The sequence below is a fragment of the Roseateles sp. L2-2 genome (assembly GCF_050613215.1).
Taxonomy (GTDB): domain Bacteria; phylum Pseudomonadota; class Gammaproteobacteria; order Burkholderiales; family Burkholderiaceae_C; genus Roseateles; species Roseateles noduli.
On the sequence record NZ_CP192509.1, the window covers coordinates 2,412,780 to 2,436,406 of the forward strand.

Below are 23,627 nucleotides of genomic sequence, written 5' to 3' on the forward strand. Positions count from 1 at the left end.
CGCCGCCGCTGGCCCTCACCCCCACCCTCTCCCGCAAGCGGGAGAGGGAGTGAGAATGCACCGAGCGGACCGTACGGCTCCGTTCTTCCTCCCTCTCCCGCTTGCGGGAGAGGGCAGGGGTGAGGGCTGCGGTCAGCGCAGTGCTGTCTTCGTCGCCACCGTGCGGGCACCCTTGCCGTCGCTCGCGGCGACCTTGGCGCTGCGTGTCTTCGCACCGCCCTTGGCGGGCTTGTTCGCCGCGCTGGAGGCCACCTTGGTGACCTTCGCCGACTTCGTGGTCTTCGCGGACTTGACCGAGGTCTTGGACGTCGCCGCGGCCGGTTCCGCCGCCGCCAGCTGCTGGCCTTCGCGCACATACGCCACGACCTGCTGACCCGGCTTGAAGGTCGCCTTCGTGCTCACGCGGTTCCACTGCGCCAGCTGCGTCGTGCCCAGCCGATAGCGCCTGGCGACGCTGGCCACCGTGTCGCCCTTGTTGGCCTTGAGCGTGACGCGGCGCATCGGCGGCACGTCCGGCGCGAAGCCGATGCTGGCGTTGTCCGCCAGATGCTCCGACACATCGCGATCGCGCTCCGCGGTGCGCGGCACCAGCAGCGTCGACCCCTTGGTCACCAGCATCCGTGCCGGGATCCGGTTGATCTCGCGCAGGCCGGTCTCGTTCATGCCGACCTGCTTGGCGGCGTCGGCGGGCTTCATCGTCCGGGGCACCACCCACGCCGTCCACGACGCCAGCGGCCCGCGATGCTTCTCCAGATTGGCGACGAAGGTGCTCGCGTTGTCATACGGCAGCAGCAGCTGGCCGCTGCTCGCCGCCAGGATCACCGGCTTGTTCATCGACGGGTTGAACTGGCGGAAGGTCTCTTCATCCAGCTCGGCCAGTTGCGCCGCGCGCGCGACGTCCATGTCGCGGTCGATGTTGACCGACAGGAAGTACGGATGGTTCGCCACCGCCGGCAGTTCGATCCCGTAGGCCTCCGGGCGCATCAGGATGTTCTTCACCGCCTGCAGCTTGGGCAGGTAGTAGCGCGTCTCGTCGGGCATGCGCAGGCTGTCGTAGTCGATCGGCAGGCCGGCCTTCTGATTGCGCGCCACCGCCTTGCTGACGTTGCCCTGGCCCCAGTTGTAGGCGGCCAGCGCGAGCTGCCAGTCGCCGTCGAACATCTTGTTCAGGCGCTGCAGGTAGTCCAGCGCCGCCTTGGTCGAGGCCAGCACGTCGCGGCGGTCGTCGCGGAAGATGTTCTGCTTCAGGTCGAAGTCGCGGCCGGTGGCGGGCATGAACTGCCACATGCCGACGGCCTTCGCGCTGGACTGCGCGTCGTTGCGGAACGCGCTCTCGACGAAGGGCAGCAGCGCCAGCTCCATCGGCATGCCGCGCTTCTGCACTTCCTCGACCACGTGATAGAGGTAGAGGCTGCCGCGGCCGGTCATGCGCGCGACGTAGTCGGGCCGGCTGCTGTACCAGTCCTCGGCCTTGCGGACCAGGTCGTTGTCCAACTCGGGCATCGCCATGCCGGCGCGCATGCGCGCCCACAGGTCGACGTGCGTCTTCGGGGCGTCGAGGTCGACCTTCTCGCCCGGGTTCATGTTGTCCTCGAGCAGGACGTCCAGCTTCTCCTCCGGCGCCGTGGCGACGCGCGCCACCGGCGTGGCCGGCGAGGGCACGGCGGAGGCCGCGGCTTCGACCGCCTGCACCGTCTGCTGCGCGACGGCCTGGGCTTCCTGGTTGTCGGCCTGCGGCCGGTTCGTCGCGCAGGCGGCCAGCACCAGCGGCAGCAGCGCGGCGATCAGGGTCAGCGCGGGGCGTGACGTGGTGGAGCGGGGGGAGGAAACCTCCGCGCCGGTCGCGGCGCGGGAAGAACGGGACGGCAGGCGGGTCGGGTTCTGGTGTCGGTGCATCGGGGGCTCAGCGAAATTCGTTCTTCCATTGACGCAGCCCGGCCAGGACCGAGACCGGCTGCGACGTGACGCTCGGATCGCGGTGCTGGGCGGCGGCCTGGACGTCGGCGTGCTCGCAGCGCAGGAAGGGGTTGATCTGGAGCTCCACGGCGATGGTGGAGGGCAGGGTGGGCAGCGACTGCTCGCGCCGGGCCAGACACCAGGCCTCGTGGCGCGCGACCGCCTCGTTCTGGGGCTCGACTGTGCGAGCAAATCGCAGATTCGACAAGGTGTACTCGTGCGCACAGCAGACGCGGGTTTCCCCGGGGAGCGCCGCGAGCTTGGACAGCGAGTCGTGCATCTGCGCCGGCGTGCCCTCGAAGAGCCGGCCGCAGCCCGCGGAGAACAGCGTGTCGCCGCAGAAGAGGAGCGGCGCGCCGCCGTCGGTGGGCTGCTTCAACACGAAAGCGATGTGACCGGCCGTGTGGCCGGGGACGTCGAGCACGTCGATGGTCTGGCCGAGCAGCTCGAAGCGGTCGCCTTCGGACAGGGGTTCGACGTCCACCGGCATGGCTTCGCCGGCCGGTCCCCAGACCTTGGCGCCCGGGGTCAGCAGGGGCAGCAAATCCCGCACCCCGCCGACATGATCGGCATGGTGATGGGTCACTAGAATGCCCTGCAGGTCCAGCCCCAGCGAGCGCAGCGCGTCCTTCACCGGTGCGGCGTCGCCCGGGTCGACCACGAGCGCCGACCGGCCGTCATGCAGCAGCCAGAGATAGTTGTCTGAGAAGGCGGGAACGGCGACCAGGTTCATGCAGGCAAGGGGATCAGGTCCCAGCGATGAAGACTCCGGGCCAGGACGACGACAGCGACGAGAAGCCGCCGATTGTAGAGGCGCACTTCCGGCCGGACACCGCCGCGGCGGAGTTCGCGCACTGGTTGCGCACGCCCGCCGGTCGCTACCTGCTGGCCTGGGAGCAGCGCTTCATCGATGCGGCGGTGATCGACTGGTTCGGGTATCACGCGCTGCAGCTCGGCTTCCCGCAACTCCACGGCCTGCGGACCAACCGCATGAGCAACCGCTGGCTGGCGCTGAACCACCGCCCGTTCGAGGACGGCGTCGCCGGTCCGCCGCGGCGGGGCGTGGGCGCGCATCCGCTGGAATACCAGCCTGAACCGCAGGCCGAACTGGCGCCGGGCCTGAACGGCGCGGGCCGCGCGGCGGTCTACTGCGAGTTCGACGCCTTGCCCTTCGAGGCCAACAGCCTGGACCTGGTGCTGCTGCCGCACACGCTGGAGCAGGCCGCCGATCCGCACCGCTGCCTGCGCGAGGTCGAGCGCGTGCTGCGTCCGGAGGGCCGGGTCGTGATCCTTGGGATGAACCCGGCCAGCCTGTGGGCGGTGAGGCAGAATCTGGCCCGCGTCAACGGCCGCATGCTGGGCCGTCCGCCGCGGCTCTACCTGCCTGAGGAGCGCGAGTACCTCGGCTACTGGCGTTTGCGCGACTGGTTGAGGTTGCTGTCGTTCGAGGTCGAGCGCGCGCAGTTCGGCTGCTACCGGCCGCCGCTGTTGAGCGACGCGTGGCTGGCGCGCTGGCAGTGGATCGAGAAGCCCGGCGGCAAGTGGTGGACGGTGCTGGGCGCGCTGTACGGCGTCGTCGCGGTCAAGCGCGTGCACGGCATGCGGCTGATCGGCATGGCGCGCGGCAAGAAGCGCGCCGCCAAGACCGCTCCGGCGGTGGCGGCGGCCCATCATCACCATCGTCGTCATCGCGACGACGTCGAGGTCGATTGACGTCGACCTTCTCCGTTTTCTTCTGATTCCCATGACCGATACCCCTGCTGCTCCTGCTCCCGCCGCGCCCAAGATCGCCAAGCCGCCCGTCGTCATCTACACGGACGGCGCCTGCAAGGGCAATCCGGGTCCGGGCGGCTGGGGCGCGTGGCTCAAGAGCGGCGACCACGAGAAGGAGCTGTTCGGCGGCGAGCGCAACACGACGAACAACCGCATGGAACTGACGGCGGTGATCGAGGCGCTGACCTCGCTCAAGCGCAGCTGCAACATCGTGATCTACACGGACAGCGAGTACGTGCGCAAGGGCATGACCGAGTGGATCTCGGGCTGGCAGCGCCGCGGCTGGAAGACGGCGGACGGCAAGCCGGTGAAGAACGCCGACCTGTGGCAGCGCCTGGACGCGCTGCGCAAGCTGCACACGGTGGACTGGCGCTGGGTCAAGGGCCACGCCGGCGATCCGGGCAACGAGCGCGCTGATGCGTTGGCGAACAAGGGTGTGTCGGTCGCGAAGTGAGTCGCCGGCGCGTCCGGCTCAGATCACTTCAAGTCGTCGCAGTGCGACGACCATTCGCTCCACAAGCACCGAAAGCTCCGCGCCCGACAGATTGTTCTTCTTTAGGAAGGACTTCCACATGCTGACCCTGATCGGATGGGTTGAGAACTCATCGGTGAGACCTTCGGGAACCCCGTCGGGCAGCGCCGTCCCACGCTGGGCGAAAGTTGCTCCAATCGCGGTCCGCAACTCGTGCGCGTCGATGAGGTCGTCGTGCAGCAGCACGTCGAGATCGAAGTAGTCCTTGAGACGCGTGTTGTCGACGCCACGCGCCCAGATCGCGTGCAGCTTCTCTGAAATCTGCGTCGCGGGTCGGGCGGTTGCGCTCCTGGTACCAGAGAGAGAAGAGCAGGGCGCCTTTCAGCAGGAATTCGTTTGCATGCGGCGATGCGGAGAGACGGTAGAGGAACCGCTCAAGCCCGAAGCGGGTGATGAGGCGGGAGAAGTTGATGTCGGTGCGTTGGGCCAGATTGAGCAGCCGGTCGCGCACCGAGGCGGCGACGTTGCGGCTCATGCGATCAGGCTCTCCACATACGGACGCATCACGTTGTCGACGCGATCGATCTTTGCGAACCGACGAAGGTCGCTCGACTTGAAGGATTGCTGAGCCCAGCCATCACGCAGCGCTTCAATGCTGACGTCCAGGCCGACCTTGTTCCGGAACTTGAAGCAGTCGGCGACGGTCTTGGCCGGGTTGAAGATCGGCACGCGGACGCCGTCGATCTCATGCTCGATGACGCCTTCGGTCAGCGCGTCGCCCGACATCCGGATGATGCGCACCGCTGGCGAGTGGATACGTGGTGAAGACGCGCTCGACGGAAGCGCGATCCAGACGTCGTAGGGTTCCTGCGTCCCGATCTCGTGGAATCGCAGCGCGGAGAGGAGGCAGACCACCGCGCGAGGCGCCCGCACACACACCTCGGCAAGCGAAATGTGTTCAGAGACATCTCGCTCATTCGGAGCGTAAATGCCGTGGCTGATGCGCTGCAGCGAGCCTGCCCGCACCATCCTGCTCAGCACCATCGACGGAATCCCTTCCTCGACCACGTCCCGCGCGCGCAGCAGCGAGCGCTGCTGCGCAAGGGCGAGAACGGCCTGCTCGTAGGAAGGCGGAGGCGGGGGGGGGGCGGCGAGGCATCCCGGTGAGTGTGTTGGAGAAGCTATGCATAAGTCTACAAGTACCTAGGAAATGCAACATTCCGAAGAGGACGTCGCGGACCTCGTGACCGTACTTGTCGACCGGGTCGTCGCCTATGACTCATTCCATGGGGATGCGCTGACGCCTTCCAGCAATTCAAGTGAATCGCCGACTGCGAACACGCAAAGTCGAACGGTTTTGCTCGCTCAGCGCACCGCTGGCAAGAGGCCCTGCGCAATCTCCCGCGGCGTACGCCCCAGCAGCCGCTTGAGCGAATGGCTCATGTGCGCCTGATCGGAGAAGCCGAGCTCGGCGGCGACCTGCGAGGCGGTCTTCCCCTGGCGCAGCAGCGCCGCCGCCTGATGGGCTCGCGCGATCTGCTGCAGCGTCTTCAGGCCGAGTCCCGCGACCTCCGCGAAGTGCCGCTGGATGCTGCGTTCGTCGAGCCGCTGGCGTGCGCCCTGCATTGCCCGCAGGACAACCGGATCACGCTCCAGCACGCCCTGGCGCGCCAGCGCCGCCACGAGCTGCTCGGCGTTGTCGAAGCGGGGGATCTCGAAACGCTCCTCGCCGATGTGGAAGCGCCCTTGCCGGTCGGTCGGGCAGACCACGCCCTGGCCGACCATCAGCCGTCCCGGCAGTCGCGGCATGTAGACCTCGGTCTTGAAGGCGATGCTCAGGACCTCGTCGCCCGCGCGGTTGTCTATCGTGAGCGGGGCGGTGATCTGGCCTGTCTGGATCACCGTCACGGGGCCGTCGCCGCGGCGCACGAAGAGCAGGTCCCAGGAGCCGTCGGGAAGTGTGATCTCCTGGCTGTCCGCGAGATGGCGGACGCGGCGGATCTTCGCCACCAGGGGCGAGTCCGCCGGACGTTCCTCTTCAGCGATCGGTCCTTCCATCCAGACCCTCTCGGGGTGATTGGGACGCGGAGGCCTGCAGTGCGCCGAAGAACCGGCGCAGGTCGTCGACGACCAGTTGCGGCTCCGTCTCGTTGGCGAAGTGGCCACCGCGCGGCATCTCGGTCCACTGTAGCAGCCGGGCGTGCGAGCGCGCCGCGAAGCTGCGGACCGAACGGAAGTCGTCGGGGAACACGGCCACAGCCGTCGGCGTGGGGTTGGGCAGGTCGCGATAGCCGGCGCCGCTGGCGGCATTGGCGAAGTACATCTCGGCCGCCTGTCCGCCCGTGCCGGTGAACCAGTAGAGCGACAGGTGCGTGAGGAAGCGGTCGCGGTCGACCTCCGCGACGCGCTCCCCTTCGAAGCCGAAGAACAGCTCGGCGTTCCAGGCCAGCAGCGCGGCCGGCGAATCCGTCAGGCCGAAGGCGAGGGTGCCGGGCCGCTTGGACTGGATGTCGACGTAGCCGGCGTACTTGCGGAAGTAGTCCAGGCGCTCGAAGCCCGCCATCTCGAACGGGGTCAGGGCTTGCATCTCGTCGGGCGCGCCGGCGGGGAACGCGAAGATCTGCTGGACGTGGACACCGGCCAGGCCTTCCGGCGCAAGGATGCCCAGTTCGCGCGCGACCAGGGCGCCGACGTCGCCACCCTGCGCGCCGTAGCGCTCGTAGCCCAGGCGCTTCATCAAGGTGTCCCAGGCGGCCGCGGTGCGGGCCGCGTCCCAGCCGGCCGACGCCAGCGGCGACGACAGGCCCATGCCCGGCACCGAGGGGATGACCAGATCGAAGGCCGGAGCGCCGACCCGACCCTGGCCGCGCGGATCCGTCAGCGGTCCGATGAGGTCCAGGTACTCGGCCGGCGAGCTCGGCCAGCCATGCATCAGGATCAGCGGGAAGGCGTCCGCCTCCGGCGACTTCACATGGATGAAGTGGATCGTCTGGCCGTCGATCTCGGTCGTGAACTGCGGCAGCGCGTTCAGGCGCGCTTCCTGGGCGCGCCAGTCGAAGCTGTCGCGCCAGTAGTCGGCGAGCTCCTGCACCAGCGACACGGCCTGGCCGTGGCTGAAATCGCGGACGACGGGCTGCGGCCAGCGCGTGGCGGCCAGCCGGGCGCGCAGGTCGTCGATCTGCGACTGGGGGATCTCGATCCGGAACGGGTGGATGGCGGTGTTCATGGCGGCTCCTGGGCTCGGTGGGGATGGCCTCACTGTCGGACAAGGGCGCCGCCGGGTCTTGTAGAAAACCGACACCGCGGTTCGCAGGCGCCGCCATCGCTTCGCGGGTCGACGGCCTGCGCGCTGCGAGGCGGTTGGCGCTCCACTACACTTCTCCGCCTTCCTGGACCCTCGCGTTCTCCCCGTCATGGACAACCAACCGCTGATCGACTGGCATTCGATGTTCATGGGCGTGGCCCTGCTGGCCGGCGCCCGTTCCAAGGACAGCCGCAAGCGCAACGGCGCCTGCATCGCGAGTTCCGACTACAAGATCGTCGGGGTGGGCTACAACGGCCTGCCGCGCGGCTGCGACGACAACGACCCGGCCTACTGGTCCGACGACGACACCGATCCGGCCAACTCGCGACACAGCTACATCGTCCATGCCGAGGTCAACGCGATCCTCAATTGCGTCGTGCTGCCCCTGACCGGCAGCACCATCTACACGACGCAGTACCCGTGCCCGCGCTGCGTGCAGTCCATCATCCAGGTCGGCATCCAGCGCGTGGTCTACCTGGAGAAGAAGGACCACCAGATCGGCCTGAACGCGGCCTCGGCCAAGATGCTGACCGACGCCCGGATCAACGTGCTGGCGCTCAACGAGCTCGACGTGCCGGCGGCCGTCTGGTGCACGGACCTGTCGGGGTTCATCGCCAAGCCGCGGACCTGACCTCGCCTCGACGGGTGATCCGTCGAACTGGCCGGAAAACCCCCCGCTTTTCCCGCTCAAGTTTTTTTCGGCTCGATTCATGATCCCTCCCACGCCGACATGAATCGTTCCGAGGCCGCCATGCACACCACCGCCATCCCGCCGCACCTGATGCCCGAAACCGCCCAGGCTCCCTGGGGACTGGTGCCGGATCTCGGCCTGACGGTGGCCGGCCCGGCCGGCATGGACGAGCTGTACGCGCTGCAGGACCTGATGGCCGGACAAGGCCTGACCCTGCAGCCGACCCGCATGCTGTACGACCGCCTCTACGCGCTGGAGCGCCTCAACACGGCCTACGCTCACGGCGACTGGCAGCTGCAGGCGGCGGCGCAGTCCCTGTTCGACGCCTACCAGCGTCGCGGCGAATGGATCGGCCTGGTGCACTGAGCCGGTTTTCAGACCTCCGATTCCGAAACGAAGGCGCCCGCGAGGCGCCTTTGTCGTTTCCGGCGCCGACCGCTGAACGGCACGCCGACGGTTACCTTTCGCCGTCTTGGCGACTTCATCTCCCGCGTGCAGAATCCGCGATCGAAAAAAAGCCGATACGGCGGTTGAACTCGGGAGGAAAAGGCGATGCCATTCGTCGGATTGGGTGTTCACGTTCTGCTGGCGCTGTTCTGCGCCGTCCACGTCGTGCGCAACGGGGGACAGCTGTACTGGCTGGTCATCCTGTTCTCGTTCCCGCTGCTGGGCAGCCTGGTCTACCTGCTGGTGTTCGTGGTGCCGCACTCGCGGGTCGAGCGCAGCGCCAGGCGCGCGATGCGCGCGGCGGGTCGGGCGATGGATCCGGGCCGGGAACTGCGCGAGGCGCGTGACGCCTTCGACGAGACCCCGACCGCGCAGAACCAGATGCGCCTGGCCGCGGCGCTGCTGGAAGCCGGCGAAGCGGCGCAGGCCGCCGAGCGTTTCCAGGCCTGCCTGCAGGGCCCCTTCGCGAAGGATCTGGAAATCCGGCTCGGGGCGGCGCGCGCCTTCCTGGCGGCGGGCCAGGCGGCTCAGTCGCTGGAACATCTGGCCGCCATCCGGGCCGAGAAGGCCGACTTCCGGACCGAGGCGGTGTCGCTGCTGACGGCCCGGGCGCTGGCGGCGCTGGACCGTCCGGTGGAAGCGCGTGCCGAATTCGAATCCGCGTCGGAGCGCTTCGGCAGCGTCGAGGCCTGGGCGGAGTACGCCATCTGGGCGATGGGCCGCGGCGACGACGCCACCGCGCAGCCGCTGCTGGCGAAGATCGACAAGGTCAGCGCGAAGTGGAACGCGCTGACGAAGCAGCTCAATGAACCGGTGATGCGGCGCCTGCGGGCGGCGCGCAAGGTCTGACCCTGCGACCGGGTTCGCCGCTGCGGAGTCAATCCCCGCCAGCCTTGCGCCCCAACGCCACCTGGATCGCCCGCGTCAGCGCCGCCAATTCGATCGGCTTCGCGACATAGCCCTGGAACCCGGCGGAGAGACCTTCCTGCCGATCCGCGACCATCGCGAACGCGGTCAGCGCCACGGCCGGCAATTGCTCGGGGCTGCCGCCCGGCAACTGCCGTACCGCGCGGATCAGCGAGCGCCCGTCCATCTCCGGCATCCCGATGTCGGACACCAGCAGGTCGTAGTGCTCCTCGCCCTCTTCGAGCCGCGACAGCACTTCCGCGGCGCTCGTCGCCACGCTGACCTTCGCGCCCAGGCGGCTCAGCGCCACCTGGCCGACCTCGCGCGCGTCCTCCTCGTCGTCGACGAGCAGCACCCGCACGCCCGACAGCGTGTCTTCCGACAGCTCCACCGGCTCGGCGCACGGCGGCGGCGCCAGCGCCTGGTCCTGCAGCATCGGCAGGCGCAGCTCGAAGACCGAGCCGCCGCCCGGTCCCGGGCTGTCGGCGCTGATGCGGCCCTGGTGCAGCTGCGCGATCGCGCGCGCGATCGCCAGACCCAGGCCGAGGCCGCCGACCTTGCGTGTCTTCGAGCCGTCCTCCTGCCGCAGCCGGTCGAACACGAAGGGCAGGAACTCCGGCGAGATGCCGCGTCCCGTGTCCCGCACGCGCAGCAGCGCGCAGCCGTCCTCGATCTCGACATGCACGTCCACGCTGCCGCCGCCCTCGGTGAACTTGATGGCGTTGCCGATCAGGTTCGTGAGCACCTGCGACAGCCGCTGCGCGTCGCCCGCGACCCACACCGCGTCCGCCGCATGGCAGTTCAGCGCCACGCCCTTGCCCTGCGCCTCGTGCAGCGCGCCCAGCACCGACTCCGACGCCAGCGCCGCCAGGTCCATGGGCGCCGTCTGCAGCACCAGCTTGCCGGCCGCGACCGCGCTCATGTCGAGCAGGTCGTTGATCATCCGCGCCTGCAGCTGCGCGTTGCGGCGGATCACGGTCGACGCCTTGCCCAGCAGCGGATGCGCATCCGAGAAGTTGGTCAGGATGTCCGCCCAACCCGTGATCGCGCTCAGCGGCGAGCGCAGCTCGTGCGACAGCACCGCGAGGAACTGGTCCTTCAACTCGTTGGCGCGCTCCGCCTCTTCCTTGCCCTGGCGCAGCGCCTGCTGGGCCTCGTAGGCCGGCGTCGAGTCCTTGACGATCTTGGAGAACCCCGTCGTCACGCCCGACGCGCTGAACAGCGGCGTCACCACGCCTTCGGCGCGCAGCCGCGTCCCGTCCTGGCGCATCAGCCAGCGGTCGTCGCGCGCCGCGCCCTGCGTCAGCGCCAGCGCCAGCTCGTTCTCCAGCACGCCCGCCGCGCGGTCCTCCGGCGTCAGCAGGATCTCCGCCGACATGCCGCGCACGGCGTCCAGCGCGTGGCCGAAGATCGTCCCCGCCGCCCGGTTCCAGTCGCGGATCCGACCTTCGGTGTCCAGCAGGATCACCGCATGGTCCTGCAGCGAATCCACCACCCGCGCGTACAGCGCGTCGGCCTCGCGCAACTGCGCCTCGACCTGGATCTGCGCCTCGCGCTGGCGCACCTCGCGCAGCGCGCGGTCGATCGCCACCGGCAGCCGCGTCAGGCGGCCCTTCATCACGTAGTCGGTGGCGCCGCGCTTGAGCAGCTCCACGGTGTTCTCCTCGCCGATCACCCCCGACACGAAGATGAACGGCGTGCCGGGCACCAGCCGCTGCGCCAGCGTCAGCGCCTCCGCGCCGGTGAAGCCGGGCAACTGGTAGTCGGACAGGATCAGGTCGAAGCGCTGCGTCTCCAGCGCGCCCAGCAGTTGGGCCTCGTCCTTCACCCAGGTCACCCGCGCGCGCGGATGCGTCGTCTCCAGCGACGCGAGCAGCAGCTCCGCGTCGAAGGTCGAATCCTCCAGCAGGAGGATCTCCAGCGGCGGCGCGGCCGCGTCAATCGGCGGCGGTGACGTCGGCGGTGATGGCGACAGCGAGGGTTCAGTCATTGCGTCATTCGTAACGGCGCGTGGCCCGCAGCGATCCGGGCGGCGGCTCGTTGAGCACGGCCCAGAACACGCCCAGGTCCGCGATCGCCGCGACGAACTGCTTGAACTCCACCGGTTTCACGACATACGCGTTCACGCCCAGCTCGTAGCTGTGCACCACGTCCGACTCCGTCTGCGACGAGGTCAGCATCACCACCGGGATGCTCTTCAGGTTCGTCGTGGCACGCACCGCCTTCAGCACCTCCAGCCCGTTCACCTTCGGCAGCTTCAGGTCCAGCAGGATCACGGCCGGATTGCCTTCGGCGCGGTCCGCATGGACCCCTTCGCGGTTCAGGTAGTCCAGCGCCTCGGCGCCGTCGCGCACGATGATCACTTCGTTGGCGAGCTGGCTGCGTTCCAGCGCGACCAAGGTGAGTTCGAGGTCGCGGGCGTCGTCTTCAACAAGCAGGATGGGCTTGAGCATGGCGTTCGGGGTCTTCGGGTCAGAAAAGGGTGGTGTCGGTCCGTGCGGGCCGCTCGGAGGCGCTCGCGATGGGGACGACAGGGGGGAGGGCGCCGGAGTCGGCGGGGGAGGGCGCGAGCGGATCCTGCGCCTGCGCTTCCTGCATCGCGCGCGTCGGCAGGGTGAAGCGGAAGCGTGCGCCGCGGTCGGCTTCGCCCCAGGCCTCGACCTGGCCGCCGTGCCGCTCGACGATGCGGCGCACGCTGGCCAGGCCGATGCCCGTGCCTTCGAAGGCCTCGGTCTGGTGCAGGCGCTGGAACACGCCGAACAGCTTGTTCACGTACTTCATCTGGAAACCGACGCCGTTGTCCGAGATGCTCAGCCCGACGCCTTCGTCGCTGTCGATGCCGGCGATCTCGATGCGCGCCGGATCGCGCGGCCGGGTGTACTTCACGGCGTTGGAGACCAGATTGCGGATGGCCACCTGCAGCAGCACCGGGTCGCCCCACAGGCGCGGCAGCGGGCGCTGCACCGACCACTCGATGCGGCGCTCCTTGTTCATCGAGGTCTGTTCCGCGATCAGGTCGTCGATCAGGTGCTCGGTGTTGAGCGAGCTGTGCTTGATCGCCGAGCGTCCCATGCGGGAGAAGTCCAGCAGCGCGTCCACCAGCTGGCCGGCGTGCGCGGAGGCCTCCTTCACGTGCGCGAGGTAGCGGCGCGAGCGCTCGGACAGCGCGCCGCCCTCCATCTCCAGCACCAGGTCGACGAAGCCCGCGATGTGGCGCATCGGCGCGCGCAGGTCGTGCGACACGGTGTACGAGAAGGCTTCCAGCTCCTTGTTGACGCGGCCGAGCTCCATGGCGACTTCCGCCATTTCCTCGGCGCGGCGCAGCACGATGCCGATCAGCGCCTGCCGCAGTTCCTGCACGGCGTGGACCTCGCCTTGAGTCCAGGGCAGGGACCGACCGCTGACCTGCTGCTTCCAACTGGAGAAGCTGCGGCGCGGATGCAGGCGTGAGTCCTGACCGGTGGCCGACTCCTTGCGCGGATCGCCGGCCCAGACGATGGTCTGGACGATCTCGGGCCGGAACCAGACGATGTGGTGGCGATGCAGCTTGGAGATCGAGATCGCCAGCAGTCCCGCCGTGGGTCCCAGCGCCTGCGCTGCGGAGGTTTCCGTCAATTCGCTCAACGACGAGGCCTCCACCGGCAGCCGGTCGCTGTGCCAGACCTCGTCGATGCGGTTGCCCAGCCATTGGCCGAGCGCCAGCAGCGTCGCATGGTCCGGCGTCTCGCCGACGGCCCAGCAGGTGTCGTTGAGGATCACCGCCGCGCCCGTCGCGCGCGCCAGGCGCAGCAGCGGGCCGGGTTCTTCGATGAGGCGCTGGAGCGTGGCGTCGCTGTCCGACAGGTGCGACACGATGGCCAGCGTCAGCTGCCGCAGCCGCAGCTGCTCGGTGACCTGCTCGTTCTCTTCCTTGGCCTCGATCTGCAGCGACAGCAGCTGCCCCAGATGCTCGCAGGCCATGCGCGTCTGCCAGGACAGTTGCTTCGGATCGTGGTCGTGGCAGGACACCAGGCCCCACAGCTTGCCGCCCACGATGATGGACACCGACATCGACGCCAGCGTCCGCATGTTGCGCATGTACTCGAGGTGCACCGGCGACACGCTGCGCAGCGCGGCCTGCGACAGGTCCAGCGCCGTGCCGTCGCGGCCGTCGACGAAGCGCACCCGCACCGGCTCGTAGTTCGCGTCGGCGATCAGCCGGATGTGGTTGATGCGGTAGAGCTCGCGCGCCTGCGGCGGGATGTCCGAACCCGGGAAGTGGTGGCCGGCGTAGGCGTCGTAGCCTGCGTCGATCGCTTCGGCGAGCACCTCGCCGTGCCCGTCCGCGTCGAAGCGGTAGGCCAGGCAGCGGCCGAAGCCGGTCAGCCGCTTCATCTCCGCGACCACCACGCGGCACAGCTCCGTCACCGCGGATGTGCGCTGCATCATCGGCACGAGGTGACGCGCCAGGCTGTAGATCGGGGCCCGGTTGCCGGCGTCCTCGGCATCGGCTTCGAGTTCGAGGTAGGCGAGCGGGCCGATGCGGTGGCCTGACACATGCAGGCGGCGCTCGCCGACGGTCAGCGTGCCGCAGGAGACGGGGCCTTCGCCGTCGACCAGGCCCGGGCGCACCCCGCTGACCGCGTCCAGCGTGCCTTCGATCCTTGCGGGCAGCGCATCCGGCGGGGAGGGCAGCAGCGTCGCCCAGTTCTCGCTGAACGCGACCAGGCCGCCGCTGCGCCAGTCCACCGCGGCCAGCCAGCCGTGCGGCTGGATCGCGCCGGGCACGCGGATCGGCTCGCTCGCGCATTGCGCGATCTGCAGGTCCGTCGGGGAGGGCGCCAGCGTCGCGGTGTTCATGGGGTCCTCGGCGGTGCCGTCGACGCGGCGATGGCGTGCAGTGTCGCCGCCTTCTGCGGCGCATCGACGGGTCCGAACGTCGCGATCAGCGCCTGGAAGGTGTCCACGGCCGCCTGGCAGGCGGCGGCGCGATCCTGCTCGGAACCCCCGGCTTCGGCCTGGGCGAGCTGGCGGAACTCCCGCCACATCGCACCGGTCCGGGTGCCGAAACCGTGGAAGTAGGCCGTGCCGTGCTCGGGGGTCAGGCCGTGCGCGGCCAGCAGCTTCGGCGTCAGCACCTGCCCGCCGAGCGCCGAGCCCTCGATCACGTACAGCGATCCGATCGCCGCCGCCGGCGAGTCCAGCCGCAGGCCCTGCTGCGCCGCGAGGGCCGAGGCCCGCATCGCCTCGTCCGTGCCGTCCTCGGGCAGCGCCAGGGCGGTGAGGTCGCGCGCCGCGAAGGGCGAGCGCACCCGGGCGTCGAACCACGGGTGCAGGCGATCGGGCAAGGCCTGGCGCACGCGCGGTTCCCAGAGCTGCAGGAACTCATGGAAGCCGCGCAGGATGCGCCCGTAGCGCGTCAGCGGCATCGGAGCTTCGAGCCGGAGCAGCGCCTCGATGTCGTCGTGCAGCGGCCCCGTGCAGCGGCGCAGGCGGGGGAGCAGGTCGGTCTCGATCGTGGCGTCGGTCGTCGTCATGAAGCTGGAGAGGCAAGGCGGATGCGCAGCCCGGAACGGTCCTGTTGCGGCCTTGCCGCAACCCCGCTCCGCGAAGGCGCGGATTATGGTCAGAAAGGCGCAGGGCAAACATCCGTCCCGCCCCCTACGGACGAGGGGCCCGACGCGGGTACCGGAACCCGGCAAGAATGTCGGACCGTCCTTCAGAGGGATGGGGGTGGGGGAGGCACACCGTTTGCCGGGTCTCCCCGATTCGCCTAATCGCACGTCCGTCGCGCGCCGGCTCTTGCCGCGCGCGTCGGTCTTCCTCAGTGGACCTCTTGCCGCAGGGTTTGCCATGCCTCCCCACGCCGTCATCGTCGACGACAACATCGAGTCCAGCGAAACGCTGGGCATCCTCCTGGAGTTGGAGGGTTACTCTGCCGCGACTGCGGCGACCTTGCGTGAAGCGCGGCAGCGCATCGCGGAGCATCGGCCGGACGTGTTGATCCTGGACCGTGCGCTGCCGGACGGGCAGGGGATGGATTTCCTGACCGAGGCCTTGCTGCAGGGGCCGATGACGGTCGTGATGCTGACGGGGACGTCGGATCCGGGTGATGCCGCAGAGGCGATCCGTCGTGGCGCGAGTGCCTATCTGGTCAAGCCGGCGACGATTGATCAGCTCAAGGAAGTCCTGGACCGCGCGTCGCAGGCCTCCCGCCAGGCGGCCTGAAGGCCGCAAAGAACCTCTCCCGACGAACGCCTCGGTGCGCGGCCGTCGAAGGGCGGTGCTGTGTCGGTGTATGGGGGAAGGGTTTTCGCGGCGGAGCCGGGAAAATCTTTCTCCCATACGGACCCAGAGACGAGGAAGGAAGGCGGCCGGCACCCACGGCAGTCGCTCCTCCCCGGCGGGAGAGGATTTCCCTGCGTCAGGTCACTGGCGCCGGATTGAACAGTACCAGCGCGTTGGCGAGCTTGTGCTGCTCCGCCCAGGTCTTGCGACCGGAGGCGACGTCCAGCATTAGCCGGAACATTTCCCAGCCCATCTCCTGGATGGACTTCTCGCCGTCGGCGATCTGACCGGCGTTGATGTCCATGAGGTCGTGCCATCGACGCGCCAGGTCGCTGCGCGTGGCCACCTTGATCACCGGGCATTCCGCCAGCCCGTAGGGTGTGCCGCGTCCCGTGGTGAACACGTGCAGGTTCATGCCCGCGGCCAGCTGCAGCGTGCCGCAGATGAAGTCGCTGGCCGGCGTGGCTGCGTAGATCAGTCCGCGCTGGTCGCGCGCGAGCTTGTTCCCGGGCGACAGCACGCCCGAGATCGCCGAGCTGCCGCTCTTCACGATCGAGCCCATCGCCTTCTCGACGATGTTGGACAGCCCGCCCTTCTTGTTGCCTGGCGTGGTGTTGGCGCTGCGGTCGACGCTGCCGCGTTCCAGGTAGGCGTCGTACCAGGCCATCTCGCGCACCATCGCCTCGGCCACCTCCGCTGAGCTCGCACGCGAAGTCAGCTGCGCGATGCCGTCCCGCACCTCGGTGTTCTCGCTGAACATCACCGTCGCGCCCGCGCGCACCAGCAGGTCGGCGCAGTAGCCCACCGTCGGGTTCGCGGTCACGCCGGAGAACGCGTCGCTGCCGCCGCACTGCACGCCGACCACCAGCTCCGAGGCCGGCACCGTCTCGCGGCGGCGCTTGTTCAAACGCTCCAGATGGAAGGTCGCCTGCGTCATCACCGAATCGATCATCGACATGAAGCCGACGTGCTTCGCGTCCTGCAGGCAGACGACATCGAGCGCTTCAGCCGCGACGCCTTCGACGCCCTGGCCGCGCTGATCCGCGATCGGGATCACGCCCGGCGGCATCAGCCGCTCGGGCTGCAGCTTCTCGCAGCCCAGGCTGACGACCATCACCTCGCCGCCGAAGTTCGGGTTGAGGCTGATGTTGCGCACCGTGCGGATGGGGATCACCGCGTCCGGCGCGTCGATCGCGACGCCGCAGCCGTAGGTGTGCGCCAGGCCGACGACGTCGTCGACGTTGGGGTACTTGGGCAGTAGCTCGCGCTTGATGCGCTCCACCGCGAACTCCACTACCCCCGCCACGCATTGCACCGTCTGCGTGATCGCCAGGATGTTGCGCGTGCCCACCGAGCCGTCCGCGTTGCGGTAGCCCTGGAAGGTGTAGCCCTCCAGCGGCTCCAGTGCGGGCGCCTGCACCGTGGCCATCGGCAGGCCTTCGAGCTCGCGCGCCGGCGGCATGCGCAGCAGGCGCTCGTGCACCCAGCTGCCGGCCGGGATGTCCTGCAGCGCGTAGCCGATCGGGACGTTGTAGCGCAGCACCGCCGTGTCGGCCGGCAGGTCGACCAGCGCGACCTTGTGGCCCTGCGGCACCTGGTTGCGCAGCACCAGTCCGGAGGGCAGCACCGTGCCCTCGGGCAGTCCGCCGTCGTTGGCGACGATGGCGACGTTGTCGGCCTCGTGCATCTGGATGGTCAGCGGGGAGGTGATCATGGTCGTGTCCTGGGTCGGTTCAACCTGGGGAGAGGGGGAGAGGCGCGGAAGCCGTTCGTCGCTTCCGCGCGGTCGGTCGTTCAATCGTTCAGACGGGCTTCAACTCGACGCGCTTGATCTCGCCGACGATGAGCAGATAGCTCGCCACCGCGATCAGGGCGTGCGCGCCGACGAAGACCAGCGCGCCGTTGAAGGATTTCGTCGTCTGCACGATGTAGCCGATCACGATGGGCGTCACGATGCCGGCGACGTTGCCGAAGGTGTTGAACAGCGCGCCCGACAGGCCGGCGATCTCCTTGGGCGAGGTGTCCGACACCACCGCCCAGCCCAGCGCGCCCAGGCCCTTTCCGAAGAAGGCGAGCGCCATGATGCCGACGACGACGGCCTCGATGCCTACGTAGTTGCACGCGATCATGGAAGTCGACAGCAGCATGCCGACCACGATGGGCACCTTGCGGGCGAAGGTCAGCGAATGGCCGCGGCGCAGCAGCCAGTCGGAGATCACGCCGCCCAGCACGCCGCCGGCGAAGCCGCAGATCGCGGGCAGCGCCGCGACGATGCCGGCGTTGAGCAGCGACATGCCGCGTTCCTTGACCAGGTAGATGGGGAACCAGGTCAGGAAGAAATAGGTGAGCACGTTCACGCAGTACTGCGCGATGTAGACGCCCATCAGCATGCGGTTGCCCAGCAGCTGCTTGAGATAGCCGAGCTTGGGGCCCGACGCCGCCTTGGCCTTGCCGTCGCCCGACAGCAGCGCGCCGCCGGACTCGATGTGCTCGCGCTCCGCGGCCGAGATGGTCGGGTGGTCGGCCGGGCTGTTGTACATGGTGCGCATCCACACCACGCTCATCACGATGCCCAGCGCGCCCATGAAGTAGAAGACCTCCGACCAGCCGACCGCGTGCACGATCCACGCCATGATGGGCGCGAACAGCACGGTGGCGAAGTACTGCGCGGAGTTGAAGATCGCCGACGCGGTGCCGCGTTCCTTCACCGGGAACCAGGCGGCGACCATGCGGCCGTTGGCGGGGAAGGAGGGCGCCTCGGCCAGGCCGACCATCAGGCGCATCAGGAACAGCGACGCCACCGCCAGCGGCAGGCCGAAGAGCAGGGCGTCCATGCCCATGTGGTGCACGCTGCCCTGCAGCATGGTGAACAGCGACCACAGCAGGATGCTCCAGGCGTAGACCTGCTTGGCGCCGAACTTGTCCAGCAGCCAGCCGCCGGGCAGCTGGCCCAGCACGTAGGACCAGCTGAAGGCCGAGAAGATGAAGCCCATCTGGATCGAGTCGATGCCCAGTTCCTTGGACAGGACGGGGCCGGCGACGCCGACGGTGGCGCGGTCCGCGTAGTTCAGGACCGTGACGGCGAAGATCATCGCCAGCACGCCGAAGCGCGCGCGGCCGATGCCGGCCGCGGCCGAGGAGGAGAGGGATAACTGCATGTTGTCTCCGGAATCGTATCGAGGGCCGGTCTGCGCCGGCTTGCCTGTCGGAATGGCCCGGGGTCGGGCCTGGAATCAGCGTGGCCTCGGGACCGTCGTCAGGCTTGCGTGTAAGCCGTCTTCACCGTCGTGTAGAACTCGGCGGCGTAGCGGCCCTGTTCGCGCGGACCGTAGCTCGACGACTTGCGACCGCCGAAGGGCACGTGATAGTCGACGCCCGCCGTCGGCAGGTTGACCATCACCATGCCGGCCTGCGCGTGACGCTTGAAGTGCGTCGCGTGCTTCAGCGAGGTGGTCGCGATGCCGGTGGCCAGGCCGAACGGCGTGTCGTTGGCCAGGTGCAGCGCCTCGTCGTAGTTCTTCGCCTTGATCACGCTGACCACGGGTCCGAAGACTTCTTCGCGGTTGATGCGCATGGCCGGCGCGGTCTCGGTGAACAGCGCCGGCGTCAGGTAGAAGCCGGGCGCGCCCGCGCTGCTGCTGGCCAGCGCCTCGCCGCCGGCGGCGAGCGTCGCGCCTTCGGCCTTGGCGATGGCGATGTACTCCAGGTCCTGCGCGAGCTGGCGCTCGTCGACGACCGGGCCGATGTCGGTGCCGGCCTTGCGCGCGTCGTCGACCTTCAGCGTCTTCATGCGCTCGACCATCGCGGCGACGAAGCGGTCATGGATGCCTTCGGTGACGATCAGGCGCGAGGACGCCGTGCAGCGCTGACCCGTCGAGAAGAAGCCGCTGTTGATCGCGGCCGCGACGGCCACGTCCAGGTCCGCGTCGTCCAGCACGACGAACGGGTTCTTGCCGCCCATCTCCAGCTGGAACTTCGCACCGCGCGCCACGCAGGCCGCCGCGACGCGCTGGCCGGTGGCCACGCTGCCGGTGAAGCTGATGGCGTCGACGCCGGCGTTCTCCAGCAGCTCGGCGCCGACCTCGGAGCCGCGGCCCATGACGAGGTTGAAGACGCCGTCGGGCAGGCCCGCGCGCTTGAGGATGTCCGCAATGGCCCAGGCAGAACCCGGCACCAGATCGGCCGGCTTGAGCACCACGCTGTTGCCGAAGGCGAGGGCGGGCGCGATCTTCCAGGCGGGGATCGCGATCGGGAAGTTCCACGGCGTGATCAGGCCGACGACGCCGATGGGCTCGCGGGTCACCTCGACGCCGACGCCGGGACGCACGGACGGCACGACCTCGCCGCCGACACGAAGCGCCTCGCCGGCGAAGAACTTGAAGATGTTGCCGGCGCGGGCGACTTCGCCGATGGCTTCGGGCAGCGTCTTGCCTTCCTCGCGGGCGAGCAGGTCGCCGAGTTCGGCGCGGCGCGCGAGGATCTCGGCCCCGGCGGCGTCGAGCACGTCGAAGCGCTGCTGCGGCGTGGCCAGGCTCCACTTGCCGAAGGCGTTGCGCGCGGCGGCGATCGCGGCGCGGGTCTGCGTCACGTCGGCCTGGGCGTATTCGCCGACCACGTCGCGCGTGTCGCTCGGGTTGATGTTGCGGGAAGCGCGGGGACCGTCGACCCACTCGCCGTTGATGAGGTTCTTGAACATGACTGACTGCTCTCTGTCTTGGACTGGGCTTCGCCCGTCGCCATCGGGGATGCGGCGAGAGAAGGGGGAGCGCGCGCCGTCGTGATCGGCGCGCGCCGCTGAGGCCTTACTGCGGGCCCAGCCTGGAGATCAGCGAGCCCAGCTCATCGACTTCCGCCGGCTTGAGGTCGGACAGCGGCGGACGCACCGGACCGGCGGCGTGGCCGACCAGGGTGGCGCCGGCCTTGACGATGGAGACCGCGTAGCCGTGGCCCTTGTTGCGCAGGGCGATGTAGGGGAGGAAGAACTCCTTGATCAGGCGGTCGGTCGTCGCGGTGTCGCCGGCGGCGTGGGCGTTGTAGAAGTCGATGGCGGTCTTCGGGATGAAGTTGAAGACGGCCGACGAATACACCGGGCAGCCCATGGCGCGGTAGGCGCCGGCGAAGACTTCGGCGGTGGGCAGGCCGCCCAGGTAGCTGAAGCGGTCGCCCAGGGTCTGGCGGATGGAGACGAAGGATTCGATGTCGCCGAAGCCGTCCTTGAAGCCGATCAGGTTGGGGCAGGTGTCGGCCAGCTTGAGCAGCGATTCGGGCGTCAGGCGGCAGGCGCCGCGGTTGTAGACGATGACGCCGAACTTGACGCTGCGGCACACCGCCTGCACGTGGGCGACCAGGCCGTCCTGCGACGCTTCGGTCAGGTAGTGGGGCAGCAGCAGGATGCCCTGGGCGCCCAGGCGTTCGGCTTCCTGCGCGTACTGGATGGCGACCTTGGTCGGGCCGCCGGCGCCCGCGATGATGGGCATGCGGCCCTTGCAGGTCTCGACGGCGACGCGGATGACGTCGCTGTATTCCTTGGGTTCGAGCGAGAAGAACTCGCCGGTGCCGCCGGCGGCGAACAGGGCGGTGGCGCCGTAGGGCATCAGCCATTCGAGGCGCTCGGCGTAGGGCTTGGGCGCGAAGTTCAGCTGGGCGTCGAAGTCGGTCAGCGGGAACGACAGCAGGCCGTGGGAAATCGTCTCTTTGAGGGCTTGGGGCGAGGTCATGAGGGGCTTGTCTCCGTGGCTACAACAGCGCTGGACCCTTCATCGCACCTGGATTGGTACCGGTACCAGCGTGAGCAGATGGTAGCGAGCAGGACATCACGGTTCAAGAGGGATGTCGTACAACTGCGGGTAATCACCTAACCGCTTTTCGCGCGGTCATCCCCCGATGGAGGGCGCTCATTCGCGGGCGCCCATTGGAGGGACCCCTTCAGAGGGGGGCGACCTAGGGGTAGGTGGCTGCGGGAGCGCCGCCTACAACCGGTAGGCGATCGAGGGGTAGGGCAGTCCGCTTCATCTCCGACGCGCATCCCATCAAGGAGTCAGTCATGAGAACCGAAGCAAGAACCGCCTTCCAGCAGCAGGTCATCGAGGCGCTCGTCGAGAGCAAGGCCATCAACATCGACGCGGTGAGCGCGACCTTCGCCAAGTTCGGCGAGCGCGCCCTGCTGCAGGGCGAGCCGCTGGTGACCATCATCAACCGCCACGCCATCTGGAACTGCGGCTGGCCGGGGCCGGAACTCGACATCCTGCGCGACGCGCCGCAACTGCGCGGGTGAGGCCATGAGCGCGGTTGTCTCGATGCCCATGGTCCGGCCGGTGGTTGGCAGGCGGTCGGTCGCGGCCCGGCGTCGGGACGACCTGCTCGGCCGCGTGCACCTCGCGGTGCGCATGGCCCGCAGGACCTTGAAGGCGGCCGTGGCCGCGGAGGAGGAGGGCCTCCTCGCCGAGGGCGGTCGCGAGGCTTCCAAGGGGCCGGTCGCGCCGGCCGCGCCGGCCGCACTGGTGCTCGGCAAGGTCGTCGGCGAGGCCGCGATGCTGCTGCGCACGACGGCGCCGTTGCGCGGCGAGGACGAGACACTCGATGTCGAGTCCCGGCTGCTCGCCGTGCAGCTCGTGGCGCAGGCGCGCGGGGCGCGGGTGCGTGAGCGCCTGTGCAACGACGCCGGTCGCGCGCTGGAGCATGCATCGGCGCATCTGTTCCTCGGCGACGCCGGGTATCCGGACGAGGCGTTCGACCGGCTGCTCGACGACATCCTCGACGGCGAGGACGCGTGCGGTCCGGAGCGTCTGCCCAATCACCAGCTCGAATGCGCCTGGCTCGACCAGATCCGGCGCGGGCGCGTCGAGGTCGAGCCGATCGACGAGGAGCTGCTCGTCGCCACGTGCATCGGGTGGCCGCTCGATGTGCTGGGCTGCTCGACGCTGGACCTCTACATGTTCACTCACGTGGTGATGTATGCCTCCGACATGGGGCGGCGAGCGGTGCATCCGCCGCGACCGGTCGAGGACATCCTCGCCGAGGCGGAAGCGGGTCTGGCCGCGGCGCTCGATGCGGACAACTTCGACCTGGCGGCCGAGCTGCTGTGGACGTGGCCGATGCTGCGCCAGCGATGGAGTGCGGCGGCGGTCTTCGCGCTCGAGCTGTTGATGCGGGTGCAGGACGAGCACGCGTTCCTGCCGGGGCCGGACTACGCGCGATGGGCGGGGCGATCGGGTGCCGGTCTCGCGCATGAGGACGTGGTGCAGCGGACCTCGTATCACGCGAATCTCGTGATGGGCATGCTGTGCGCGGTGGCGCTGCAGACGGAGGGGGAGAGGCTTCCCGAGCCGACGCGGATCTCGGCCCGGGATCAGCGTTCGGTGGCGCAGCCCGCTGGCACGCGGCCGCGGTCCGTCGGCGATCTGCTCGAGCGTCTGCCCGCCAGGCCGTTCGTGCCGCGGTGGCAGCGTGCCCTTGCGGCACTCGATGAGCACGAGCGCGCCGCGTTCGCGTCGTTGTGCTTCAGCGCCTGGTTCCGCCGGGCGGCGTCCGCCAACGACATTCCGCGACTGCGCGAAGCCTTGGCTGCGACGCTGGAACACGACGACTGCGACGGACCGTCGGCGCATCAGGCGCTGCGGCGTCTCCAGCGCATCACGGCCATCGGTCGCCTTCAAGCGGAAGCGATGGCCTCGCGCTGATCCACGACCCTCACCCCGGCCCTCTCCCGCAGTGCGGGAGAGGGAGCAAGAGGCTCAATGACTGCCTAGACCCCGCGCGCTGCGCGCGCCCCTCACCCCCGCCCTCTCCCGCAAGCGGGAGAGGGAGTGAGA

Annotated in this window: 23 protein-coding genes; 8 read left to right on the top strand and 15 right to left on the bottom strand. The window is 69.1% G+C overall.

The features are described 5' to 3' along the window. Window positions 1-132 precede the first annotated feature (132 nt). Together ACQZ13_RS10810 and gloB are read right to left on the bottom strand one after the other, a co-directional pair. Window positions 133-1,896, bottom strand: a complete 1,764-nt coding sequence (locus ACQZ13_RS10810; RefSeq protein WP_431051761.1) for a transglycosylase SLT domain-containing protein — start codon at window positions 1,894-1,896, stop codon at window positions 133-135. A 7-nt stretch (window positions 1,897-1,903) separates the two neighbouring features. Beyond that, a complete protein-coding gene (gloB, locus tag ACQZ13_RS10815) occupies window positions 1,904-2,689 on the bottom strand; it encodes a hydroxyacylglutathione hydrolase (RefSeq protein WP_431051763.1) in 786 nt (261 codons plus the stop codon). A 26-nt stretch (window positions 2,690-2,715) separates the two neighbouring features. Between gloB and ACQZ13_RS10820 the strand changes: the two genes are divergently transcribed. After that, on the top strand, window positions 2,716-3,669 hold the full coding sequence (locus tag ACQZ13_RS10820) for a class I SAM-dependent methyltransferase (protein WP_431051765.1): 954 nt from the start codon (window positions 2,716-2,718) through the stop codon (window positions 3,667-3,669). Between the two features lie 31 nt (window positions 3,670-3,700). Beyond that, complete coding sequence (gene rnhA / locus ACQZ13_RS10825) at window positions 3,701-4,183, top strand: ribonuclease HI (protein ID WP_088405522.1); 483 nt, start codon at window positions 3,701-3,703, stop codon at window positions 4,181-4,183. 18 nt (window positions 4,184-4,201) lie between these two features. Here rnhA and ACQZ13_RS10830 read toward each other — a convergent pair whose 3' ends face one another. The 5 genes from ACQZ13_RS10830 to ACQZ13_RS10850 form a co-directional block, all read right to left on the bottom strand. Further along, window positions 4,202-4,447, bottom strand: coding sequence for a hypothetical protein (locus ACQZ13_RS10830; RefSeq protein ID WP_431051767.1), 246 nt, complete (start codon window positions 4,445-4,447; stop codon window positions 4,202-4,204). Further along, window positions 4,332-4,736, bottom strand: coding sequence for a nucleotidyl transferase AbiEii/AbiGii toxin family protein (locus tag ACQZ13_RS10835; RefSeq protein WP_431051769.1), 405 nt, complete (start codon window positions 4,734-4,736; stop codon window positions 4,332-4,334). The genes ACQZ13_RS10830 and ACQZ13_RS10835 overlap by 116 nt, the downstream gene beginning before the upstream one ends. Then, window positions 4,733-5,386: a type IV toxin-antitoxin system AbiEi family antitoxin domain-containing protein gene (locus ACQZ13_RS10840; protein WP_431053189.1), complete on the bottom strand. Its 654-nt coding sequence runs from the start codon at window positions 5,384-5,386 to the stop codon at window positions 4,733-4,735. Before ACQZ13_RS10840 ends, ACQZ13_RS10835 begins: the two co-directional genes overlap by 4 nt. 180 nt (window positions 5,387-5,566) lie before the next feature. After that, window positions 5,567-6,259, bottom strand: coding sequence for a helix-turn-helix domain-containing protein (locus ACQZ13_RS10845; RefSeq protein WP_431051771.1), 693 nt, complete (start codon window positions 6,257-6,259; stop codon window positions 5,567-5,569). Next, a complete protein-coding gene (locus tag ACQZ13_RS10850) occupies window positions 6,240-7,427 on the bottom strand; it encodes an epoxide hydrolase family protein (RefSeq protein WP_431051773.1) in 1,188 nt (395 codons plus the stop codon). Before ACQZ13_RS10850 ends, ACQZ13_RS10845 begins: the two co-directional genes overlap by 20 nt. A 187-nt stretch (window positions 7,428-7,614) precedes the next feature. On the opposite strand from ACQZ13_RS10850, the gene ACQZ13_RS10855 reads away from it, so the two are divergent. The 3 genes from ACQZ13_RS10855 to ACQZ13_RS10865 all read left to right on the top strand — a co-directional run bounded on the left by ACQZ13_RS10855 (window position 7,615) and on the right by ACQZ13_RS10865 (window position 9,492). Beyond that, on the top strand, window positions 7,615-8,136 hold the full coding sequence (locus ACQZ13_RS10855) for a deoxycytidylate deaminase (protein ID WP_088405525.1): 522 nt from the start codon (window positions 7,615-7,617) through the stop codon (window positions 8,134-8,136). Between the two features lie 99 nt (window positions 8,137-8,235). Then, window positions 8,236-8,562 (top strand): hypothetical protein, encoded by a 327-nt coding sequence (locus ACQZ13_RS10860; protein WP_431051775.1) that lies wholly within the window; start codon window positions 8,236-8,238, stop codon window positions 8,560-8,562. A gap of 186 nt (window positions 8,563-8,748) precedes the next feature. After that, on the top strand, window positions 8,749-9,492 hold the full coding sequence (locus tag ACQZ13_RS10865) for a tetratricopeptide repeat protein (RefSeq protein WP_431051777.1): 744 nt from the start codon (window positions 8,749-8,751) through the stop codon (window positions 9,490-9,492). A 28-nt stretch (window positions 9,493-9,520) separates the two neighbouring features. On the opposite strand, the gene ACQZ13_RS10870 is transcribed toward ACQZ13_RS10865, so the two are convergent. From ACQZ13_RS10870 to ACQZ13_RS10885, 4 genes are read right to left on the bottom strand one after another with little or no spacing between them, the layout of a single operon-like run. After that, window positions 9,521-11,539 carry a response regulator gene (locus ACQZ13_RS10870; RefSeq protein ID WP_431051779.1) on the bottom strand — a complete coding sequence of 673 codons (2,019 nt, stop codon included), beginning with the start codon at window positions 11,537-11,539 and terminating at the stop codon, window positions 9,521-9,523. Window positions 11,540-11,543: 4 nt separating this feature from the next. Continuing rightward, window positions 11,544-12,002, bottom strand: coding sequence for a response regulator (locus tag ACQZ13_RS10875; protein WP_431051781.1), 459 nt, complete (start codon window positions 12,000-12,002; stop codon window positions 11,544-11,546). Between the two features lie 19 nt (window positions 12,003-12,021). Further along, window positions 12,022-14,388: an ATP-binding protein gene (locus ACQZ13_RS10880; protein ID WP_431051783.1), complete on the bottom strand. Its 2,367-nt coding sequence runs from the start codon at window positions 14,386-14,388 to the stop codon at window positions 12,022-12,024. Then, entirely contained in the window at window positions 14,385-15,065 is a 681-nt protein-coding gene (locus ACQZ13_RS10885; RefSeq protein WP_431051785.1) for a biliverdin-producing heme oxygenase, read from the bottom strand. The genes ACQZ13_RS10880 and ACQZ13_RS10885 overlap by 4 nt, the downstream gene beginning before the upstream one ends. 316 nt (window positions 15,066-15,381) lie before the next feature. Here ACQZ13_RS10885 and ACQZ13_RS10890 point away from each other — a divergent pair, with 316 nt between their 5' ends. Beyond that, window positions 15,382-15,756: a response regulator gene (locus ACQZ13_RS10890; protein ID WP_431051787.1), complete on the top strand. Its 375-nt coding sequence runs from the start codon at window positions 15,382-15,384 to the stop codon at window positions 15,754-15,756. A 196-nt stretch (window positions 15,757-15,952) separates the two neighbouring features. On the opposite strand, the gene garD is transcribed toward ACQZ13_RS10890, so the two are convergent. The 4 genes from garD to kdgD all read right to left on the bottom strand — a co-directional run bounded on the left by garD (window position 15,953) and on the right by kdgD (window position 21,533). After that, a complete protein-coding gene (gene garD, locus ACQZ13_RS10895; RefSeq protein ID WP_431051789.1) occupies window positions 15,953-17,530 on the bottom strand; it encodes a galactarate dehydratase in 1,578 nt (525 codons plus the stop codon). Between the two features lie 88 nt (window positions 17,531-17,618). Further along, on the bottom strand, window positions 17,619-18,974 hold the full coding sequence (locus tag ACQZ13_RS10900; protein ID WP_431051791.1) for an MFS transporter: 1,356 nt from the start codon (window positions 18,972-18,974) through the stop codon (window positions 17,619-17,621). A gap of 98 nt (window positions 18,975-19,072) precedes the next feature. Then, window positions 19,073-20,512, bottom strand: coding sequence for an aldehyde dehydrogenase family protein (locus tag ACQZ13_RS10905; protein WP_431051793.1), 1,440 nt, complete (start codon window positions 20,510-20,512; stop codon window positions 19,073-19,075). Window positions 20,513-20,618: 106 nt separating this feature from the next. After that, window positions 20,619-21,533 (bottom strand): 5-dehydro-4-deoxyglucarate dehydratase, encoded by a 915-nt coding sequence (gene kdgD, locus ACQZ13_RS10910; protein ID WP_431051795.1) that lies wholly within the window; start codon window positions 21,531-21,533, stop codon window positions 20,619-20,621. Between the two features lie 326 nt (window positions 21,534-21,859). On the opposite strand from kdgD, the gene ACQZ13_RS10915 reads away from it, so the two are divergent. Continuing rightward, on the top strand, window positions 21,860-22,090 hold the full coding sequence (locus tag ACQZ13_RS10915; protein WP_088403830.1) for a hypothetical protein: 231 nt from the start codon (window positions 21,860-21,862) through the stop codon (window positions 22,088-22,090). 4 nt (window positions 22,091-22,094) lie between these two features. Further along, complete coding sequence (locus ACQZ13_RS10920; protein WP_431051797.1) at window positions 22,095-23,495, top strand: DUF6895 family protein; 1,401 nt, start codon at window positions 22,095-22,097, stop codon at window positions 23,493-23,495. Window positions 23,496-23,627 lie beyond the last annotated feature (132 nt).

Bases quoted from the DNA above. Each gene is read 5' to 3' on its own strand.
- ACQZ13_RS10810 (WP_431051761.1), bottom strand. From the start codon at position 1,896: ATGCACCGACACCAGAACCCGACCCGCCTGCCGTCCCGTTCTTCCCGC.
- gloB (WP_431051763.1), bottom strand. From the start codon at position 2,689: ATGAACCTGGTCGCCGTTCCCGCCTTCTCAGACAACTATCTCTGGCTG.
- ACQZ13_RS10820 (WP_431051765.1), top strand. From the start codon at position 2,716: ATGAAGACTCCGGGCCAGGACGACGACAGCGACGAGAAGCCGCCGATT.
- rnhA (WP_088405522.1), top strand. From the start codon at position 3,701: ATGACCGATACCCCTGCTGCTCCTGCTCCCGCCGCGCCCAAGATCGCC.
- ACQZ13_RS10835 (WP_431051769.1), bottom strand. From the start codon at position 4,736: ATGAGCCGCAACGTCGCCGCCTCGGTGCGCGACCGGCTGCTCAATCTG.
- ACQZ13_RS10845 (WP_431051771.1), bottom strand. From the start codon at position 6,259: ATGGAAGGACCGATCGCTGAAGAGGAACGTCCGGCGGACTCGCCCCTG.
- ACQZ13_RS10850 (WP_431051773.1), bottom strand. From the start codon at position 7,427: ATGAACACCGCCATCCACCCGTTCCGGATCGAGATCCCCCAGTCGCAG.
- ACQZ13_RS10855 (WP_088405525.1), top strand. From the start codon at position 7,615: ATGGACAACCAACCGCTGATCGACTGGCATTCGATGTTCATGGGCGTG.
- ACQZ13_RS10860 (WP_431051775.1), top strand. From the start codon at position 8,236: ATGAATCGTTCCGAGGCCGCCATGCACACCACCGCCATCCCGCCGCAC.
- ACQZ13_RS10865 (WP_431051777.1), top strand. From the start codon at position 8,749: ATGCCATTCGTCGGATTGGGTGTTCACGTTCTGCTGGCGCTGTTCTGC.
- ACQZ13_RS10870 (WP_431051779.1), bottom strand. From the start codon at position 11,539: ATGACTGAACCCTCGCTGTCGCCATCACCGCCGACGTCACCGCCGCCG.
- ACQZ13_RS10875 (WP_431051781.1), bottom strand. From the start codon at position 12,002: ATGCTCAAGCCCATCCTGCTTGTTGAAGACGACGCCCGCGACCTCGAA.
- ACQZ13_RS10880 (WP_431051783.1), bottom strand. From the start codon at position 14,388: ATGAACACCGCGACGCTGGCGCCCTCCCCGACGGACCTGCAGATCGCG.
- ACQZ13_RS10885 (WP_431051785.1), bottom strand. From the start codon at position 15,065: ATGACGACGACCGACGCCACGATCGAGACCGACCTGCTCCCCCGCCTG.
- ACQZ13_RS10890 (WP_431051787.1), top strand. From the start codon at position 15,382: ATGCCTCCCCACGCCGTCATCGTCGACGACAACATCGAGTCCAGCGAA.
- garD (WP_431051789.1), bottom strand. From the start codon at position 17,530: ATGATCACCTCCCCGCTGACCATCCAGATGCACGAGGCCGACAACGTC.
- ACQZ13_RS10900 (WP_431051791.1), bottom strand. From the start codon at position 18,974: ATGCAGTTATCCCTCTCCTCCTCGGCCGCGGCCGGCATCGGCCGCGCG.
- ACQZ13_RS10905 (WP_431051793.1), bottom strand. From the start codon at position 20,512: ATGTTCAAGAACCTCATCAACGGCGAGTGGGTCGACGGTCCCCGCGCT.
- kdgD (WP_431051795.1), bottom strand. From the start codon at position 21,533: ATGACCTCGCCCCAAGCCCTCAAAGAGACGATTTCCCACGGCCTGCTG.
- ACQZ13_RS10915 (WP_088403830.1), top strand. From the start codon at position 21,860: ATGAGAACCGAAGCAAGAACCGCCTTCCAGCAGCAGGTCATCGAGGCG.
- ACQZ13_RS10920 (WP_431051797.1), top strand. From the start codon at position 22,095: ATGAGCGCGGTTGTCTCGATGCCCATGGTCCGGCCGGTGGTTGGCAGG.